Here is a 17438-nt window from a genome sequence, read left to right as displayed (position 1 = left end):
GGCGTCGCAGCACCGCGCCAATCTAGCCGGTGAACTCTCCGAGCGGCGTGGCGGAAGAGTCGGCGTGCTTCTCCCGTTCGGCCGCACGCAACTCCACCCGGCGGATCTTGCCCGAGACCGTCTTCGGCAAGTCGGCGAACTCCAGGCGGCGGATCCGCGCGTACGGGGGCATGTGTTCCTTCGCGTAAGCGAAAATCGCCTCCGCGGTCGCCGCATCGGGTTCCCAACCGGAGGCCAGCACGATGTACGCCTTCGGCACCGCCAACCGGAGCGGGTCGGGCGACGGCACCACCGCGGCCTCGACCACCGCCTCGTGCTCGAGCAGCACACTTTCCAGCTCGAACGGCGAGATCCGGTAATCGGACGCCTTGAACACGTCGTCGGTGCGCCCGACGTACGTGATGTAGCCGTCGGCGTCCCGGGATGCGACGTCACCGGTGTGGTAGTAACCGCCGGTCATGCGCTCAGCGGTCAGCGCGGAATCGCCGTGGTAGCCGACCATCAGGCCGAGCGGCCGCGGCTCGAGCGCCACGCAGATCTCGCCCTCGCCGGCCGGCGAACCGGTCAGCGGGTCGATCAGCTCGATCGTGTAGCCCGGCACCGGCCGGCCCATCGAACCGGGCTTGACCGGCTGGCCGGGCGAGTTGGCGATCTGCACGGTGGTCTCGGTCTGGCCGAAGCCGTCGCGGATCAGCACGCCCCACGCCTTGTGGACCTGCTCGATGACCTCGGGGTTGAGCGGCTCACCGGCCCCGACGACCAGCCGCGGCGGGGTGCGCAGCTCCGACAGGTCGGACTGGATCAGCATGCGCCACACGGTCGGCGGCGCGCAGAAACTGGTCACGCCGCAGCGCTGCATCTCGGCCATGAGACGGCCGGGGTCGAAGCGCGTGTAGTTGTAGATGAACACGCACGCCTCGGCGTTCCAGGGCGCGAAAACGTTGCTCCAGGCGTGCTTGGCCCAGCCGGGCGAGGAGATGTTGAGATGCACGTCGCCCGGCTCCAGGCCGATCCAGTACATCGTCGAGATGTGCCCGGCCGGGTAGGACGCGTGGGTGTGCTCGACCAGCTTGGGACGGGCCGTGGTGCCCGAGGTGAAATAGAGCAGCAGGGTGTCGCTCGCCTTGGTCACGCCGTCGGGCTCGAACTCTTCCGAGACGGCGTAGGCGTCGTGAAAACGCAGCCAGCCCTCGACGGCGTCGCCGACCGCGATCCGGGTGATGCCGTCCTGCTGGAACTTGCTCGCCGCCGCCGCCGTGGCGATCACATGCTTGGCGCCGCCGCGGCCCACCCGGTCGGCGGCGTCGGCCGGGCCGAGCAGGGGAGTGGCCGGAATGAGCACGGCGCCCAGTTTCATCACCGCGAGGATGGTGTCCCACAGTTCGACCTGATTGCCGAGCATCAGCACGATCCGGTCGCCGCGCTCGACCCCCTGAGCACGCAGCCAGCAGGCCACCTGGTCGGAGCGGTGCGCCATCTCGGCGAACGAGAACCGCTGCTCCGACCCGTCCTCCTCGACGATCCACAGGGCCGGGCTGTCGTTACCCTCGGCGATCACGTCGAACCAGTCGAGCGCCCAGTTGAACTCGTCCAGCTCCGGCCAGTCGAACCGGTCGACGGCCTCCGCATAGTTTTCGCGGTGGGCGATCAGGAAGTCGCGGGCCTCGCGGAACGCGGTCGTGCCCCGGGTCGCTGTCATGGTCAGTCTCCTAGCCGAGCTTTCCTGACAGCCTTCGCTGCCCGGGGCCGCGGCGCTACCCCCGTCCGGGGGTGAAGATCTATCCCACGTTCAACGTGCGGGTCGCGACCAGCCCGCGGCGCTCGTCCCCGGTCACCGACGCGATCAAAAGAGGCTCACCCACGCCGCAGGCGACGGCGAGGTCGCTGCCGATCAAGCTGCTTGAGGCGTACGCGGGGGAGCAGTCCCCAGGAAGCGCGAGCCGCCCGGCCTTCCCGTGGATGTCGAAGTGCAGGTGCGGCCACCGCCCCGGGCCGGCCGCCGGCAGCAGCCCGTCAAACTCGGTCCACCCGAAGTTGTCGCTGATCCGGACCTCGACCGCACCGCCGGCCCGCCGCTGGTCGCCGCAGGGCCGCTCGTCGCAGCGCCACAGCCGAACCGGGCATCCGTGCAGCGGCCGCCCCGAGTTGGCGCTGACCACCTGGAGGCGCACGGTGAGCGTCGTCGACAGGCTGGTCTGTTGCAGTAGGTCGATCATCGGGCTCTCCTCCGTTCGGTGGGCTTCCTACCAGTCGAATCGGCAGGCCCGGCCGCCGGCGGACGATGAGCCGAACTCCGCAACCGCATTGAACCCGTTCCCGGGCCGTCCCGTGGCCTGGTCGAGTCCCGTGGCCGGGCCGTGTCGCCTCGCCTGGCCGTGTCGTGTGGTCTGGCCCGCGTCGCGCGGTCCGGCCCATGTCGCGTGCTCTGGCCGTGCGGTCTGGCCGTGTCGTGCGGTCTGGCGGTGTCGCGTCGCCTTCCCGCGTCGCGCGGCCTGCCTGTGTCGCGTGGTCGTGCGTCTCCGGCGGCGGATGACGGCGGAGAGCTGTGGATGACGGCAGAGAAATGTCAGACCTGGGTGGTTGACTGGTCCCCACCCAGTGCCGGGGTGGGGGAGGGCAGCGGCCGTCCAACAGCCCCATTCCCCGATCAATCAAATTGCGGCGATAAAAGGATTGCCGCGACCGCGCACAGGCACTAATGTTTGTCTCGTTCAACGCTGGAGCGCACGAGAGGGGAAGTCAATGATGTGGCAGGCCGCCGATCAGGTCGTCCTCGCTGCCAAGCGCCTGCGACGAGCGCGGAAGTGGTCCACCCCAGGAGTGAGCTGGCATAACAGCTGAAGCCGCAACGGCTTCCGCTGCCGCCCTCCCCCTGTGGGACGGGCGGCTTTTTCGTCTCCAAGCTTGCGGGCGTAGCTCAATCCGGTAGAGCAACGGCTTCCAAATTCGTGTGTTGCGGGTTCAATTCCTGCCGCCCGTGCGCGCCATTTATAAAAACAATTAAATAGCCGACGGCATCGGACGCGGGCTGGCTACGGCTCGCTGGACGGGACTACTTGCGCTACCCGGCCAACGCGCCGACGCCGTCACCCGGGCTCGTAGCTCATTCGGGAGAGCGCCCGCCCTGCAAGCGGGAGGCAGCCGGTTCGAAGCCGGCCGGGTCCACGGCATCACACACCCCTGTAGCGCAGCTGGACAGCGCGCCGGACTACGAATCCGGAGGGCGGGAGTTCGAACCTCCCCAGGGGTACGCAGGCGCCACTAGCTCAACTGGCAGAGCATCCGCCTCTTAAGCGGCTGGTTCGGGGTTCGAGTCCCCGGTGGCGCACTCGCAGGGTAGAGCAGCTCGGAGTGCTCGCGGGCCTCATAAGCCCGAGGTCGCGGGTTCAAATCCCGTCCCTGCAACGAAGATCCCCCGGGCTGTCTTTGGCGTCGAGGCCGGCGACAACGCGCGGATCGGGGGACGGCCGTGGCCGGCGACCCGACCGCCTTCTCTTACGACGTGCCGTCGGGCGCTGGCTTCGGCGTGGCGTTCCAGAGCCGGCGCACCGAGCGGCCGCGGCCGCTCTCCGAAGGCTCAGGTCCACAAGCTGGCCACGCCCACTGATCGGTGCGTGCCGCCCTCCACGGGGAGGACGGCACGCCAGAAACTGATCAGACAGACCAGCCGTCGCGGTAGACGACACGGTCGAGGGCCACTTCACCGTGCAGTCCGCCCGGCACCGGCGACACCCTCAATTCGACGGGTCGCTCGACGAGCACGCACTCGCGCTCTCCGGGCCACCACCATCCGGCGGCCCGGGTCAGCGCGACCCATCGATCGAACGAGGCCGGATACTGCGCGAGCCCCATCGCCCGCAGCGCCTCGAAGTAGGCGATCCAGGACGCGTCCTGATTCCCGTACCATCCGACCGGGACCGGCGCGCCGAGCGCACCCCGCACCGGCAGATAAGTTCCGCGGCCGAGACTTCGCCACAGACCGTCCCGGACCCCCTGCCGGACGATCTCCAGGAACGGGACCCTGACCCGAAGCGCCTCCAGCGGCGGCAACGACGGCCAGGGCTGGTTCTTCTCGCGCTTGAACGGCGGACGGTCGAGCGGCGGGTCGAGCACCCGGTCGTCCAGATCACTTCGCAGGCGGGACAGCCCGGCCGCGATGTCCGACGCCAACGGGGCCTTGCCGACCACCGGCGCGCGGACCAGGGACATCAGTGAGGCATGCGTGGGCAGACCCCGCAGAAGGGGCAGCGCGGCATGCGGGGAGTCGACCCAGCGGAACACCGGGCGACCGCGCCGGTGCCGGGCATAGACCGCGGCCAGGATTTCTTCGGTGGTGGAGCGATCGGCCGGCTCGGTGGACAGACCCACCTCGAGCCACTCGCGGCGGACGTTCTCCGCCTGCTGCCACATCTGGGTGAGAAGCGCGGTCGTCGATCGCGCGGCGGCGATCAAAGCGCCAGGGCGAACGCGCCCTTCCGGTGCGAGAAAGTCATGCGACCATGATCGGGAAGCACAACCGATGTGGCAAACGAGTTAAATGAGATCAACGTCACATCAGCGGTGGATTCAGGGTTACCGCAGGGGAAACGGCCGTGACCAGCACCCTTTCGTTGTGATCAGGATCGGTCGCCATAGCGGATTCAAAGCATCGCGTTCTAAAGTGCCGCCGGTGAACGTGACCTTGCAGGAGATCCGCGAGCGCACCTACAAGCCGCGGGATGCCTGGTGGACCGTCCTGTTGGTCGACCCGCTGGCTTCCCGGCTCGTCCGGATCGTGGCGCCGCACCGCCGCATCACCCCGAACATGCTGACGACCGTCGCGACGATCCTCGGCCTCGCCGCGGCCGCCTGCTTCGCCCAGCAGACCCGCTGGTGGCTGGTCGCCGGTGCGCTGCTGTTCCACGTGAGCTTCGTGGTCGACTGCATGGACGGCAAAATCGCCCGGCTGAACGGCACCGGCTCCCTGTTCGGCGCCTGGTTCGACTTCGTCTTCGACCGGCTCCGCGTCTTCGCCTGCGCCCTCACCCTGTTCGGCGGCCAATATCTGCGCACCGACCGCGACATCTACCTCTGGCTCCTGGCCGTCGTCATCTTCCTCGACCTCTTCCGCTACCTCAACGGCTCCCAGATGACCAAGGTCCGCACCGAGATGCGCGACCGCCTGGCCGAGGCCCGAGGCGCGGTCGACGACCCCGAGGCGAGCGAGACCCCGGAAATCCCGGCCGACGCATCGACCTCCCTGAAACGCCGGGTCGGCGACGCCCTGCGCAACAACCGCATCCGCACCCACCTGTTCAGCGGCATCGAATACGAGATGACCGTCTTCATCATCGCCCCCCTGACCGGCTGGCTCATCCCGGTCACGATCACCGCCGGCTCGCTCCTGCTGGTCTTCGAGGCCTGGCTGATCTACAAGCTCTACCGCCACACCCAGGCCTTCCCGGCCCAACTCGAGGCCGCGATCAAAGACCGCGACCTCCTGCCACCCCAGCCCACCGAGGCCCTCCCGGCCACCTTTTAGCCGTACGCGGATACGCCGCCCCCAACCGCAACCCGCCCGCTAGTGGTCGTCTAGCGGCGCTCTGAGGTCAGCGAGTGACCCGTAGCGGCGCGGCCCCAATCGCTGCTCGTCTCGCGGCAAGCAGCTCTCGTGCCGCTGGCTCGGCTCGCTCGGAGTCGTCTCGCGCCGAACAGCCCGACCGTGGGGACGAGTGACCTTCCACGGCCCGGTTGATGTGCCCGCCGCTGCCCGCCGGCTTCGCGGCCTGCGAGGGTGTCGCCGAGCCGAGCCCAGCGAGCCGAGCCGAGCCGAGCGAGCCGGGCCAGCCGAGCCGGGCGGGGCGTGCTGGCGCGGGTGGTGCGGGCTGAGGCCTAAGTGGACGGCGCTGGGTGGGACCTGGCGGAGCGCCGGTAAGTTGTAGGCCCCACGCGGGGTCGCCTGGCGGGGCGGGAGCTAGTAACGTCCGTCCACTACAGCTGATCTTGGGTGGGATCGATACATGTCCGAGGATGACGGCATCCTGGTGACCGCCAGCGCCAACCTGTGGCGCGGTGCCGAGGCGGTCGGCGGGCGGCTCACGCTGAGCCGGGCCGGGCTGGAGTTTCGTGCGCATACTTTCAACCGGCTGCCGGAGCCGTTGGAGATTCCGATCGACGAGATCGTCGAGGTGCGCCGGACCCGCACGATGGGCATCATCCCCAACGGCCTGCTGGTCACTACCAAGCTCGGCCTGGAGATCCGCTTTGTGGTCGGTGACCGTGACCGGTTCATCAAGGAGATCGCCAAGCTGACCGGCAGCCGGCACTGACCGTGGCCGGCATCGTCCGGGGATGGTTGCACGGTTGCCGCCGCACCGAGGTCGCCGTTGCCGCTCGATGAAGCCCGCACGCGTCTCCAAGCCGGCGTGGGCCCACGGCACGCTTCATGGATGTTCACCCCGAGGTTCGACAGCGACCAGGTCGATGGCCCGGCTGCGAGCTCGTCTCCGACGGCACGCGGTGCCGCCTGGTCGGAACCGCCCGGGCGCGGTGCTGGTCTTGTCGGGGTTGTGGATCGGCTTGTCGTGGGCTTCGGGCTAGTCGGCGTCGGCCGGGCCCTCCAGGCCGGCCTGTTCGTCGCGCGCCGCCCACTCCAGCAGCTGTTCCAGGGTGAACGGCTGGTCGTCGATGGTGGCGTGGAGGTCGCCCAGTTCGGCGAAGCGGGCCGGGACCGTCTTGACCGTGAAGTCGCGCGGGTCGACGTCGGGGATCTCGGCCCAGGTGATCGGGGTGGAGACGGTCGCGGCGGGGACGCCGCGGATCGAGTATGCGCTGGCGATCGTGTGGTCGCGGGCGTTCTGGTTGTAGTCGACGAACAGCTTCGTCGGGTCGCGGTCCTTGCGCCACCAGGTCGTGGTCACGTCGGAGGGGGCGCGACGTTCGACCTCGCGGGCGAAGGCGAGCGCGGCCCGGCGTACGTCCGAGAAGCCCCAGCGCGGCTCGATGCGCACGTAGACGTGCAGTCCCCGCCCGCCTGACGTCTTGGGGTAGCCGGTGATGCCGAGCGAGTCGAGCACCTCATGGGCCACTCCGGCCACGAGGCGAACCCGGTCGAACGGGCAGTCCGGCATCGGGTCGAGGTCGATGCGCCATTCGTCGGGTTTTTCGGTGTCGGCTCGGCGCGAGTTCCACGGGTGGAACTCGACCGTCGACATCTGGACCGCCCACGCCACGTCGGCCGGCTTGGTCACGCACAGCTCGTCGGCGTGCCGGTTGTAGCGCGGGAACTTCACCCGGACCGTCTCCAGCCAGGGCGGCGCGCCGTGCGGCACCCGCTTCTGGTGCACCTTTTCGCCGGCCAGGCCGTCGGGGAAGCGGTGCAGCATGCACGGGCGCTCGCGCAGCGCCCGGACGATGCCGTCGCCCACCGAGAGGTAGTAGTGGACCAGGTCGAGCTTGGTCAGGCCGAGGTCGGGGAAGTAGATGCGATCCGGGTTGGAGACGCGCACCTCGTATCCGTCGACCTCGACGGTCGTCGCGGGCGATGAACCGGCCATATCAAAAGAACCTAGCCCAACCAGGCCGGATCGAGATCGGCAAGCAGGGTGTCGCGCCGGTCCAGAAGGTCGAGCAGGGGACCGATGCGGGGCAGTTCGTGGGTGATGAAGTAGCGCGCGGCCAGCCGCTTGCCCTCGTAGAAGTCGCCCGGTTTGTCGGAGGTGGCCGCGGCCTGCGACAACCACATCCACGCGATGACCAGGTGCCCCGCCGCCTCGAGATAGGCCGTGGAGTTGGCCAGCGCGACCTGCGGGTCGCCGTCGGCCCAGAGCCGCCGCGTGCTGGAAGCCAGGCGGTCGCAGAAGGAGAGCACCGGCGAGCCGAGGTCGGACGGAACCGAGCGGGCGGAGGCACGGATGCGGTCCAGGAGCAGGGTGAGCCCGGCCCCGCCCTTCATGATCGCCTTACGCCCGAGCAGGTCGAGCCCCTGAATGCCGTCGGTGCCCTCGTGGATCGAGTTGAGGCGGTTGTCGCGGTAGAACTGCTCGACCGGATATTCGCGGGTGTAGCCGTAGCCGCCGTGCACCTGGATGGCGTGGTCGTCGGCCAGCCGGCACCACTGTGACGGCCACGCCTTGACGATCGGTGTCAGCACGTCGAGGAGCAGCGTGTTCTCGTCCGACGGCTCGTCCAGCAGCTTCGCGGAGTAGAGGACGAGGGCGAGACCCCCTTCGACGTACGACTTGGAGGCGAGCAGCATGCGGCGTACGTCGGGATGGGCGACGATCGGCACCGGAGGGGCCGTCGGGTCTTTGTCGGCCAGCGGCCGGCCCTGCAGACGCTCGCGCGCATAGTCGAGCGCGTGCAGATAGCCGGTGTAGCCGAGGGCGACCGCGCCCGCCCCGACCCCGATCCGCGCCTCGTTCATCATGTGGAACATGTAGGCCAGGCCGTGACCCTCCTGGCCGACCAGGTAGCCGACGGCGTCGTCGAAGGCGAGCACCGCGTTGGTCGTGCCGCGGTAGCCCATCTTGTGGTTGAGCCCGGCCAGCGACACCCGGTTGCGCTCGCCGACCGTGCCGTCCTCGCCGACGATGTGCTTGGGCACGACGAACAGCGACAGGCCCTTGACCCCGGCCACCGCCCCCTCGGCGCGGGCCAGCACCAGGTGGACGATGGTCTCGGTGAGCTCGTGGTCCCCACCCGAGATCCACATCTTGCTGCCGGTGATGCGGTAGCTGCCGTCGCCGGCCGGGACCGCCCGGGTCAGCACGTCGCTCAGCGCCGAGCCGGCCTGCGGTTCGGAGAGGCACATCGTGCCGGTGAACCGGCCCTCGAGCATCGGCTTGACGAACCGCTCGACCTGCTCCGGTGTGCCGTGGGCGAGCAGCAGGCTCGCGTTGCCCATGGTGAGCATCGAATAGGCCGAGGTGGCGATGTTGGCCGCCTGCACCCACATGACGCAGGCCCGCAGCACGACCTGCGGCAGTTGCAGGCCGCCGTGCTCCTCGTCGAAGCCGGCCGACAGCAGGCCGGAGTCGGCGAAGGTCTTCAGGGCGGCTCCCACCTCGGGGATCACGTGGACGCGCGTGCCGTCGAAGGTCGGCTCCTCGAGGTCGCTCCTGCGGTTGTGCGGGGCGTAGTCCTGCTCGGCGATCCGGGCCGCGAGGTCGAGGAACGCGTCGAACGTCTCTCGTGAGTGCTCGGTGAACCGTTCCCGTTTGGTCAGGGCCTCGACGTCGAGCCACTCGTAGAGCAGGAAGTCGAGATCACGCCGGGACATAACCTTGGAGGCCACAACGGCACCGCCCGTTCAGTAGAGAGGCTTTTCACTGGAGCCACTCCAGTGTGCCGTCTCAGGCCTCGGCGCGATGCCGTCCTGCCCGCACCGAATGGACCGGGGTAGCACGGTTGCGCCGGCCGTTGCCGGACTTCTTCTCGGTGTACATCGCATGGTCCGCCGCGCGCAGGACCTCGTCGGCGTCCTCGGCCGGAGCGCCGACGTGCAGGCCGACGCTCGCTCCGATCAGCACCTCGCCGCCGTCGATCACGAACGGCTGCTCCACCGCGCGCCGGATGCGGTCGGCCATCGACTCGGCGTCCTCCCAGCCGAGGACGCCCGGCATGAGAACGACGAACTCGTCGCCGCCGACCCGGGCGAGGACGTCCTGCTCGCGTACGCAAGCACTCAGCCTTTGCGCCACCTGGCGCAGGAGTTCGTCGCCGGCCTCATGGCCGTGCGCGTCGTTGACCGGCTTGAAGCCGTCGAGGTCGACGAAGAGCACCGCCACCGCGTCCTGCCGCAGGGTCGAATCGAGCACGTCCTGCATCCGGCGCCGGTTGGGCAGGCCGGTCAGCGCGTCGTGCTGGGCCTCGTGGGCGAGCCGCTCCTGGAAGGCTCGGGTCTCCGAGATGTCCCGGGCGTTGATCACCACGCCGTTGAGCGACGGGTTCTGCATCTGGTTGGACGCGGTGAACTCGAACCAGCGGTAACGCCCGTCGGCCGAGCGTACCCGGCACTGCAGCCGCAGCACCGCGTCCCGGGACGCCAGCAACCGGCCGAACTGCTCGACCATGATCGGCCGGTCCTCGGGGTGGACCAGGTCGAAGACGCTGTCGCCGACCAGGCCGTTGCCGCCGAAGCCGAGCGTGGCGATCGCGCTGGGGCTGGAGTACGCGATCCGCCCGTGCGCGTCGAGCACCGAGACCAGGTCCGGGGCGTGCTGGAAGAGGGCCTCGAACCGCTGGTGGGCGCGGCGCCGCTGCAGCGAGCCGCGGTAGCCGAGCACCGCGATGCCGGCCACGCCGATGAGCAGCATGGCGAGCAGGGTCAGGTTGAGGGTCTGGCTCTTGCTGTGCACCGCGCCGTCGTACGACGACTGCGTCTGCGACCGCACGTACGCCCAGCCACCGGGCAGGTTCCCGATCACGATCGCGATCATCTTGGTGTTGTCGAGCGCGGTGTAGCGCAGGAACGCGCTGGCCGGCCGCTTGGCGATCTCGGCCCGGACGGCCGGGTCGATCTTGGTGCCGAGCAGTCGCGGGTCACCGGACGCGGCCACCGTGCCGGTCGAGTCGACGATCGTGGTGAGAAAGGTGTCCGACTTCAGGGTCAGGGTGTATTTCTGCAGGTCGGTCTCGGCCACGTTGTTGAGGCCGACCAGGATCGCGACCGGTGCCCCGCTGACCACGATCGGCACCGCCACGGCCTCCAGGTGTACGCCGTTGACCGTCATGATCGACGAGAATCCGGGCCGGCCGGCGGCGAGCGACTTGCGCAGTGGTTCCCAGCCGGGGTCGGTCAGCGTTGGCAGACCGGTGTCGCGGCTCGCGTTGAGCACCGCGCCGGTGAGGTCGGTGATCAGTACGCCGTACGAAAAGGTGCCGCTCTTGGCGGCAAACGCCTGCAATGTCGCCCGGTCGCCGCTGTTGCCGGCGCTGAGGCTGAAGCTCTGGCTCTCCGCGAGGGAGTCGAGCCCCTTGGCCGAGAGCAGTTGCATCTGCCCGGTGAGCGTGCCGTTGTTGGTCCCGAGGGCGGTGGTGTCGGCGCGGTGGACCGCGTCGGCCGCCCGCAGCGCCGAGCGGTTGACCAGGAAACCGATGGTTCCCGCGGCGGCCAGCAGGATGACGCTGACGACCACGGCGATCCAGTTCCGCAAGCGCATGACCTGCCCTCCTCAGGGGCTGTGATCGGCAGCCGGGTGCAGAACTGAACCGAATCGGGCATGGCACCTGGGTATGACTCCGCAGATCGGTCCCCGGTATGACGACGGGAGGACATCGGCGGCCGAAGATGGAAGGAAGCCAACACCCGGGAGCGATCATGCGAATACTGGCGGTGAGTGACCTCGTAGCCATTCCCGCGCCGCGACGCTCGTTCGAAGGCGCGCCGCGGCGCTCGATCAAGGACTCGGTCAACGAAAAGACCTGCCCGCCGCTGTTCTTCCGCGGCCTGACGGTCACCGGCTTCGCTCTCGCCGCGCTCTTCTACTGCCTGTCGTTCACCCCGTCGCTGCTGCCCCGCCCCTATTACCTCCAGGGCGTGGTCGCCGGCATCACCGCCGCCACCGGCTATGCGGCCGGCACCGCGGCCGGGGCGCTCGCCCGCACCTACTGGCGACCCGGTCCGCGCACCGTCAAGATCGCGTGGCGGGTGCTGTTCGCCCTGGTCCCGGGCCTGATCCTGATCTTCCTCTGGCTCAGCACGAGATGGCAGCGCCAGCTGCGGGTGCGGCTCGGCATCGCGCCCCAGCAGGAATACGATCTGCTGCGCACGGTCGGGGTCAGCCTGCTCACCTTCGGCGTGATCCTGCTGGTGGCGCGCGTTCTGCGGCTGGCCACCCACGGGCTGGCGCACGCGTTCGGCCACGTCGTGCCGACCAACGCCGCCTACTGCGCCGGGTTCGTGGTGGTCGCGCTGCTCAGCTACACCGCGTTCGACCGGCTGATGATCGACTATCTCTACACGACCGCCGACCGGTCGGCCGCGGTCACCGACAGCGGCACCGGGCGCGGCATCGTGCGCCCGGCCTCGCCGTTGCGCTCGGGCAGCCCGCAGTCGCTGGTCGGCTGGGAGTCGCTCGGCCGGCAGGGGCGCAACTTCGTGGCCAGTGCGCCGACCCGGAAGCAGCTCACCGCGTTCTCCGGGCGGCCGTCGCTCGAGCCGATCCGCCTCTACGCCGGGCTGGCCTCGGCCGACACCCCGCAGGCCCGGGCCGACCTGGTGGTGCGAGAAATGGTGCGCACCGGCGCCTTCGACCGCGCGGTGGTCGCGATCTTCACCCCGACCGGCACCGGCTGGGTCGACAACAACGTGACCAGCTCGCTCGAATACATGTACTCGGGCGACACCGCCCTGGTCTCGATGCAGTATTCCTATCTGCCGAGCTGGATCTCGTTCCTGGTCGACCGGTCCAAGGTCACCGACGCCGCGGCGGCGCTGATCACCGCGGTCCACGACCGCTGGGCGGCGATGCCGCCCGGCGCCCGGCCCAAGCTCCTGATCTTCGGCGAGAGCTTGGGGACGTACGGGACGGAGAAGACGTTCGGCAGCGCGCGGAAGATGGTCGACGGCGCCGACGGCATGCTGCTCGAGGGTCCGACCTTCGCCAATCCGGTCCACCAGCAGCTGACCGGGGCGCGTGCGCCCGGGTCGTCGGTGTGGGACCCGGACTACCCCGGCCTCCCGGTCGCGTTCGCCTCCAAACCGGCCGAGCTCCGCGACCTCGGCGTCACCCGGCCCAAGGTCATCTACATGCAGAACTCGTCCGACCCGGTGGTCTATTGGAACCCGAGCCTGCTCTGGCACCAGCCGTCGTGGCTGAAGGGCGAGCGCGGACCCGACGTCACCCACGACATGCACTGGTACCCGGTGATCACGTTCTGGCAGACCACGGTCGACCTGATCTTCGCCAACAAGGCGCCGATCGGCCACGGCCACGTCTACAAATCGGCGACCGTCGACGGCTGGGCCGCCCTCGCCCCGCCACCCGGCTGGACCGTCGCCGACACCCTCCGCCTGCGTGCACTCCTAGATCGCTAGCGAGTAGGTTCCGCCTATGAGACTGCGAAGGTTGTCGATTGCCGCACTCGCCATGACCACGGTTGCCGGCGTGACCGGCTTCTCCTCCGGGCCCCACCCGTCCTGGCAGCTCACCGACACGTCCACGACGGCCCGGTTCCGCGGCCTGTCGCCGGTCAGCGCCTCGGTCGCCTGGGTCGCGGGCACCGCCGGCACGGTGCTGCGTACGGTCGACGGCGGCCGGCACTGGGCCTCGGTCGGCCCGGCCGACGCGTCGGCGCTGGAGTTCCGCGACATCGAGGCGTTCGACGCCCGGCACGCGGTCGCGCTCACCATCGGCGAGGGCACCGACTCCCGCATCTACTCGACCTCGGACGCCGGCCACACCTGGACCCAGACCTTCCAGAACGACGACCCGGCCGCCTTCTACGACTGCATGACGTTCCTCGACCCGCGGCACGGGCTCGCCCTGTCCGACCCGGTCGACGGCAAGTTCCGGATCCTCGCGACCTCCGACGGCGGCCGGCACTGGGCCGTACGCTCCAATCAGGGCATGCCGGCCGCGCTGACCGGGGAGTTCGCGTTCGCGGCCAGCGGCACCTGCCTGGTGTCGACGCACGGCCGGGCCTACTTCGCCTCCGGCGGCGGCGCCACCTCGCGCATCTTCTCGTCGCCCGACTTCGGCCACAGCTGGACGGTGGTCGACTCGCCGCTGCCGAGCGGGCCCAGCGCGGGCATCTACAGCCTGGCCTTCGCCGACCCGTCGCACGCCATCGCGGTCGGCGGCGACTACGTGACACCCACCGCGGCCCCCGACGGCTCGGCCTACCTGGCCGGCCACCGGTGGACGGTGTCGAAGACGGTGCCGGGCGAATACCGCTCCGGCGCCGCCTGGATCGGGCACGGCCCGGCGGCCCTGACGGTCGGCCCGACCGGCAGCGACATCTCGCTGGACGCCGGGCGCACCTGGAAACCGTTCGACACCGGCAGCTTCGACGTGGTCATGTGCACGCACGACGGCGCCTGCTGGGCCTCCGGCGAGCAGGGCCGCGTGGCCAAGCTCAAGTGGGGTCGCTAGACGCTCATCACCTGGTCCGGCGTGAGGCCGGGGCCGATCTGACCGGCACCCTGCAGCAGGGCGATGCCGCGGGCCACCCGGTTGGCGTCCAGCGCGCCGACCGGCAGGCCCTCGGCCGACGACCGAACATAGGGCGCCAGCAGCGCCAACTCGGCGGTGGCGGCCTCAGCGGTCACCGCCGGCACATACCTGTGCATGATCAGGCCGGCCGCCGCCGGGTCATCGATCGCATCGGCCAGGCCTTGGAGCAGCGCGGCGGCGAACTTCCGGGCGCTGCCCGGCTGGGCTTGCGCGTACGCGGTGGAAGTCGCCAAAGCGTCGCCATAAAGATCCTGCAACTGGTCGCTGTAGGCCAACACTACGGCCGTACGCCCGTGGGTAGCCGCCTCGACCGCCCGCCGCCCGGCGATCGTGTCCCCGACCCCGGCGACCTTGCCGCCCGCCAGCTCACCGGCCACGCTCCGCGGGGTCGCGGCCACCCAGGTCGTGCGCGCCGGATCGATCCCGGCGAGCCGGGCATAGGCCGGGAACAGGTCCCGCACGGTCGAGCCGGGCAGGTCGGCCAGCGTCTTCCCGATCAGATCCCGCGGCCCGCCGATCTTGCCACCACCCGGGGCGACAATCGCCGCCGTCGTGCGCTGATGAATGCCGGCCAAAAACCTGAACCCGGCCGCCGGCCGGCCCGGCCCCGCGGTTAGGCCGCCAGGCCCTGCCCCGGGTCCGCCCGGCCCTGCCCCGGGTCCGCCCGGCCCTGCCCCGGGTCCGCCCGGCCCTGCCCCGGGTCCGCCCAGCCTTGCTCCGGGACCGCTCCGGCCTGCTGCCGGGCCGCCCGGACCCGCTGGGGGTGCGCCCTGTTCAGTGCCGAGTCCGCCCTGGCCTGCCGGCAGTGCGCCCGGTCCTGCCCCGCGTGGGCCTTGCTCCGCGCCGGTTTGGCCTTGATCTGACCCGGGTCCGCCAGGCTGGCCCGGCTCCAGTCCACCCGACAGGGCCGGGCCGGCCGCGAGCAGGCAAGCGGTCAGATCGAGCGCCGCGAAGACCGGGCTACCGCCCGCGCCCACGAGCCGCCGGATGCCGCCCTCGAGGTCTCCACCCGCTTCGATCGTGACGTCGAACCCGGCCGCCCGGAAATAGCCCTTCTCCTGGGCGACATAGGCGTAGGCGTCCCGCCCGCGCGCCCTGTACGAGATCAGCAGCGTGGCCTTGACCGCCGGTCCCGCATCGTCGTCCTTCGAGCCCCTGCATCCGCCCGTCAATGCGGCGATCCCGGCGACCACGAACGTCCTTCTGCGCACCGTGCAACCTCCCTAGCCCGCTGTGACGCGGGGAGACTAGGGCGGTCCGATCGGTGCCGTGGTGCCAAGTTTCGTGATCATTGGGCGCTTTGCCGGGTAATAAGGTGGTTCTCGGCCGCCGAAGTCACCCGGACGGCGGACACCCGTTAGGCGTCCAAATAGGCCAGCACCGCGAGCACGCGCCGATTGTCGTCATCGGACGGTGGCAGGCCGAGCTTGGTGAAGATGCTGTTGATGTGCTTGCTGACCGCCTTCTCGGTGACGAACAGTTTGGCGGCGATCGCCCCGTTGGACCGGCCCTCCGCCATCTGGCCCAGCACCTCCCGTTCCCGTTGGGTCAGCACGTCGAGTGGTCCGCTCCGCTCGAGCAGCCGCGCGACCACCTCGGGGTCCATCACCGTGCCGCCGGAGGCCACCCGCCGCACCGCGTCGACGAACTGCGCCACATTGGACACCCGGTCCTTCAGCAGATAGCCGACGCCGCCTCCGCGCTCGCCCAGCAACTCGCGCGCATAGAGCGGCTCGACGTGCTGGGACAGCACGAGCACCGGCAGCCCGGGAATGGTCGCCCGGGCCGCGATCGCCGCCTGCAGCCCCTCGTCGGTGAACGTCGGCGGCAGCCGCACGTCGACCACCGCCACGTCGGGCCGCTGCGCCGTCAGCGCGGGCAGGAGCGCCGGCCCGTTGTCGACCGTCGCCACCACCTCGAAGTCGAACGCCTCCAGGATGCGGGTCAGCCCGTCTCGGAGGAGAGCATGGTCTTCGGCGATGACGACACGCACGGCAGCTCCATGGTCACGATGGTCGGCCCACCCGGCGGGCTGGACAGCGCCATCGTGCCATCGAACGCGGCCAGCCGGCGCTCGATGCCACGCAGGCCGGTGCCGCCGGACGGGTCGGCCCCGCCGTGACCGTCGTCGCCGACCTGCAGCTGCAGCCGGTCGCCGTCGCGCCGCAGCACCACGAAGCCGAACCGGGCCCCGCTGTGGCGGGTGAGGTTGGCCAGCGCCTCGGCGACCGCGAAGTAGGCTGCCGACTCGACCGGCGTCGGCAGCCGCCCGGTGACGTCGGAATCGACGTTGACCGGGACCGGCAGGTGCAGCGCGAGCGCCCGCACCGCGCCGTCGAGGCCGCGCTCGGCCAGCACCGGCGGGTGGATGCCGCGCACGAGGTGACGCAGCTCGACCAGCGCGGTCGTGCTCGACTCGCGCGCCTCGGCGAGCAGCTTGCGGGCGCCCGCCGGATCGCGCTCGACGATCTCCTCGGCCAGGCCGATCGCCATGCCGAGCGAGACCAGCCGGGCCTGGGCGCCGTCGTGCAGGTCGCGCTCGATGCGGCGCAGCTCGGCGGCCTGGGCGTCGACTGTGTCGGCCCGGGTGACGGTCAGCTGGGTCACCCGCAGCCGCAGGCGGGCGGCCGGGGTGGGTGCGAGCAGCAGCCGGGCGAACTGCGCGTCCCACCGGCGCAGGTAGGGCGCGAGCGCCAGCCCGATGCCGAGGAACAGCGTGCCCTGCGGCAGGGAGAGAAACGCCTCGCCGACGCTGTGGAAGGGCCAGAAGACGCCGTAGCCGTAGTCGCCGAGGCCGAGCCAGAGCCAGAGCGGGATCAGCAGGATGCCCTCGACGCCGTATGCCGGGAGCACCAGCGTGAGCAGGCCGAGAACGACGCCGGCCACGAAACCGGGCACCAGCCAGGCCAGGTCCTGCCAGGTCGCCGAGTCGGTGATGAGGAAGCGCCAGCGCGACCAGCCGACCGGCCGCATGCCCGGCGGCGCGGGCTTGTAGGGCCGGTCGATCGTGACGCCCCAGTCGGCGGCGAGCCGGCGGGACAGGTTGGTGCGCGCCCGGACGAGCCGGACGACGAGCGGGAACAGGAACAGCCCGAGACCGAGCACCGGCGTCAGCGCGAGCGACACGACGAAGAGCACGACGAGCGGGATGTTGGTCAGGGCGAGGACGATCGACACGGCTCCCCAGCCGACCGCCCGCCGGCCGTCGCGAATCCAGTCACGCGTCTCCATGTGCCTCATCCTGGCCCGCGGGGGACGAAAACTCAGTAGTGCTAGCCCTAC

General features: G+C 70.3%; 13 protein-coding genes, 5 tRNA genes and 1 pseudogene. 9 read left to right on the top strand and 10 right to left on the bottom strand.

Features of this window, described 5'->3' with window-relative positions; translation table 11 throughout:
* Positions 1–22: 22 nt before the first annotated feature.
* A complete protein-coding gene (locus AB0M88_RS30405; protein WP_364108257.1) occupies positions 23–1699 on the bottom strand; it encodes an AMP-binding protein in 1677 nt (558 codons plus the stop codon).
* Positions 1700–1778: 79 nt separating this feature from the next.
* Positions 1779–2216, bottom strand: a complete 438-nt coding sequence (locus AB0M88_RS30400; RefSeq protein WP_364108255.1) for a hypothetical protein — start codon at positions 2214–2216, stop codon at positions 1779–1781.
* A gap of 690 nt (positions 2217–2906) precedes the next feature.
* Here AB0M88_RS30400 and AB0M88_RS30395 point away from each other — a divergent pair.
* The 5 genes from AB0M88_RS30395 to AB0M88_RS30375 all read left to right on the top strand — a co-directional run bounded on the left by AB0M88_RS30395 (position 2907) and on the right by AB0M88_RS30375 (position 3405).
* Positions 2907–2980: transfer RNA gene (locus AB0M88_RS30395), tRNA-Trp, on the top strand.
* A gap of 112 nt (positions 2981–3092) precedes the next feature.
* Positions 3093–3165: transfer RNA gene (locus AB0M88_RS30390), tRNA-Ala, on the top strand.
* A gap of 11 nt (positions 3166–3176) precedes the next feature.
* Positions 3177–3250 (top strand) — tRNA-Arg (locus tag AB0M88_RS30385).
* 5 nt (positions 3251–3255) lie between these two features.
* A tRNA-Lys gene (locus AB0M88_RS30380) sits at positions 3256–3328 on the top strand.
* Positions 3329–3330: 2 nt separating this feature from the next.
* A tRNA-Met gene (locus AB0M88_RS30375) sits at positions 3331–3405 on the top strand.
* A 249-nt stretch (positions 3406–3654) separates the two neighbouring features.
* Here the strand turns inward: AB0M88_RS30375 and AB0M88_RS30370 are convergent.
* Complete coding sequence (locus tag AB0M88_RS30370) at positions 3655–4452, bottom strand: DUF6745 domain-containing protein (RefSeq protein ID WP_364108253.1); 798 nt, start codon at positions 4450–4452, stop codon at positions 3655–3657.
* A 217-nt stretch (positions 4453–4669) separates the two neighbouring features.
* On the opposite strand from AB0M88_RS30370, the gene AB0M88_RS30365 reads away from it, so the two are divergent.
* Entirely contained in the window at positions 4670–5521 is an 852-nt protein-coding gene (locus AB0M88_RS30365) for a CDP-alcohol phosphatidyltransferase family protein (protein WP_364108251.1), read from the top strand.
* A gap of 478 nt (positions 5522–5999) precedes the next feature.
* The gene (locus tag AB0M88_RS30360; RefSeq protein WP_364108249.1) at positions 6000–6308 is read left to right on the top strand and encodes a hypothetical protein; all 309 of its coding nucleotides are present in this window, start codon (positions 6000–6002) and stop codon (positions 6306–6308) included.
* A 267-nt stretch (positions 6309–6575) separates the two neighbouring features.
* Here the strand turns inward: AB0M88_RS30360 and ligD are convergent, their stop codons facing one another.
* The 3 genes from ligD to AB0M88_RS30345 all read right to left on the bottom strand — a co-directional run bounded on the left by ligD (position 6576) and on the right by AB0M88_RS30345 (position 11141).
* Positions 6576–7535, bottom strand: a complete 960-nt coding sequence (gene ligD / locus AB0M88_RS30355; protein ID WP_364108247.1) for a non-homologous end-joining DNA ligase — start codon at positions 7533–7535, stop codon at positions 6576–6578.
* Positions 7536–7546: 11 nt separating this feature from the next.
* Positions 7547–9259 (bottom strand): acyl-CoA dehydrogenase, encoded by a 1713-nt coding sequence (locus AB0M88_RS30350; RefSeq protein ID WP_364108286.1) that lies wholly within the window; start codon positions 9257–9259, stop codon positions 7547–7549.
* Positions 9260–9332: 73 nt separating this feature from the next.
* Entirely contained in the window at positions 9333–11141 is a 1809-nt protein-coding gene (locus AB0M88_RS30345; RefSeq protein ID WP_364108244.1) for a diguanylate cyclase, read from the bottom strand.
* Positions 11142–11299: 158 nt separating this feature from the next.
* On the opposite strand from AB0M88_RS30345, the gene AB0M88_RS30340 reads away from it, so the two are divergent.
* On the top strand, positions 11300–13018 hold the full coding sequence (locus AB0M88_RS30340) for an alpha/beta-hydrolase family protein (protein ID WP_364108241.1): 1719 nt from the start codon (positions 11300–11302) through the stop codon (positions 13016–13018).
* Between the two features lie 16 nt (positions 13019–13034).
* Positions 13035–14075, top strand: coding sequence for an oxidoreductase (locus AB0M88_RS30335; RefSeq protein ID WP_364108239.1), 1041 nt, complete (start codon positions 13035–13037; stop codon positions 14073–14075).
* On the opposite strand, the gene AB0M88_RS30330 is transcribed toward AB0M88_RS30335, so the two are convergent.
* From AB0M88_RS30330 to AB0M88_RS30315, 4 genes and pseudogenes are all read right to left on the bottom strand, one after another.
* A complete protein-coding gene (locus AB0M88_RS30330; RefSeq protein ID WP_364108284.1) occupies positions 14072–14731 on the bottom strand; it encodes an ABC transporter substrate-binding protein in 660 nt (219 codons plus the stop codon). The two genes, AB0M88_RS30335 and AB0M88_RS30330, sit on opposite strands and share 4 nt — an antisense overlap.
* A gap of 402 nt (positions 14732–15133) precedes the next feature.
* Positions 15134–15349: pseudogene (locus AB0M88_RS30325) on the bottom strand (ABC transporter substrate-binding protein); the annotation flags it as partial.
* 164 nt (positions 15350–15513) lie between these two features.
* A complete protein-coding gene (locus tag AB0M88_RS30320) occupies positions 15514–16149 on the bottom strand; it encodes a response regulator transcription factor (protein WP_364108237.1) in 636 nt (211 codons plus the stop codon).
* The gene (locus tag AB0M88_RS30315) at positions 16101–17387 is read right to left on the bottom strand and encodes a sensor domain-containing protein (RefSeq protein WP_364108235.1); all 1287 of its coding nucleotides are present in this window, start codon (positions 17385–17387) and stop codon (positions 16101–16103) included. Before AB0M88_RS30315 ends, AB0M88_RS30320 begins: the two co-directional genes overlap by 49 nt.
* Between the last annotated feature and the right edge of the window lie 51 nt (positions 17388–17438).

Source organism: Actinoplanes sp. NPDC051411, from assembly GCF_040682075.1.
Taxonomy (GTDB): Bacteria; Actinomycetota; Actinomycetes; order Mycobacteriales; family Micromonosporaceae; genus Actinoplanes.
Note: the sequence above shows the minus strand (reverse complement) of the source record. Positions and strands in the feature narration are given on the sequence as shown.

What these genes read in the sequence shown, in the direction of transcription:
- AB0M88_RS30405 (WP_364108257.1), bottom strand. Translation starts at nt 1,699, where the DNA reads ATGACAGCGACCCGGGGCACGACCGCGTTCCGCGAGGCCCGCGACTTC.
- AB0M88_RS30400 (WP_364108255.1), bottom strand. Translation starts at nt 2,216, where the DNA reads ATGATCGACCTACTGCAACAGACCAGCCTGTCGACGACGCTCACCGTG.
- AB0M88_RS30360 (WP_364108249.1), top strand. Translation starts at nt 6,000, where the DNA reads ATGTCCGAGGATGACGGCATCCTGGTGACCGCCAGCGCCAACCTGTGG.
- ligD (WP_364108247.1), bottom strand. Translation starts at nt 7,535, where the DNA reads ATGGCCGGTTCATCGCCCGCGACGACCGTCGAGGTCGACGGATACGAG.
- AB0M88_RS30350 (WP_364108286.1), bottom strand. Translation starts at nt 9,259, where the DNA reads ATGTCCCGGCGTGATCTCGACTTCCTGCTCTACGAGTGGCTCGACGTC.
- AB0M88_RS30345 (WP_364108244.1), bottom strand. Translation starts at nt 11,141, where the DNA reads ATGCGCTTGCGGAACTGGATCGCCGTGGTCGTCAGCGTCATCCTGCTG.
- AB0M88_RS30340 (WP_364108241.1), top strand. Translation starts at nt 11,300, where the DNA reads ATGCGAATACTGGCGGTGAGTGACCTCGTAGCCATTCCCGCGCCGCGA.
- AB0M88_RS30335 (WP_364108239.1), top strand. Translation starts at nt 13,035, where the DNA reads ATGAGACTGCGAAGGTTGTCGATTGCCGCACTCGCCATGACCACGGTT.
- AB0M88_RS30315 (WP_364108235.1), bottom strand. Translation starts at nt 17,387, where the DNA reads ATGGAGACGCGTGACTGGATTCGCGACGGCCGGCGGGCGGTCGGCTGG.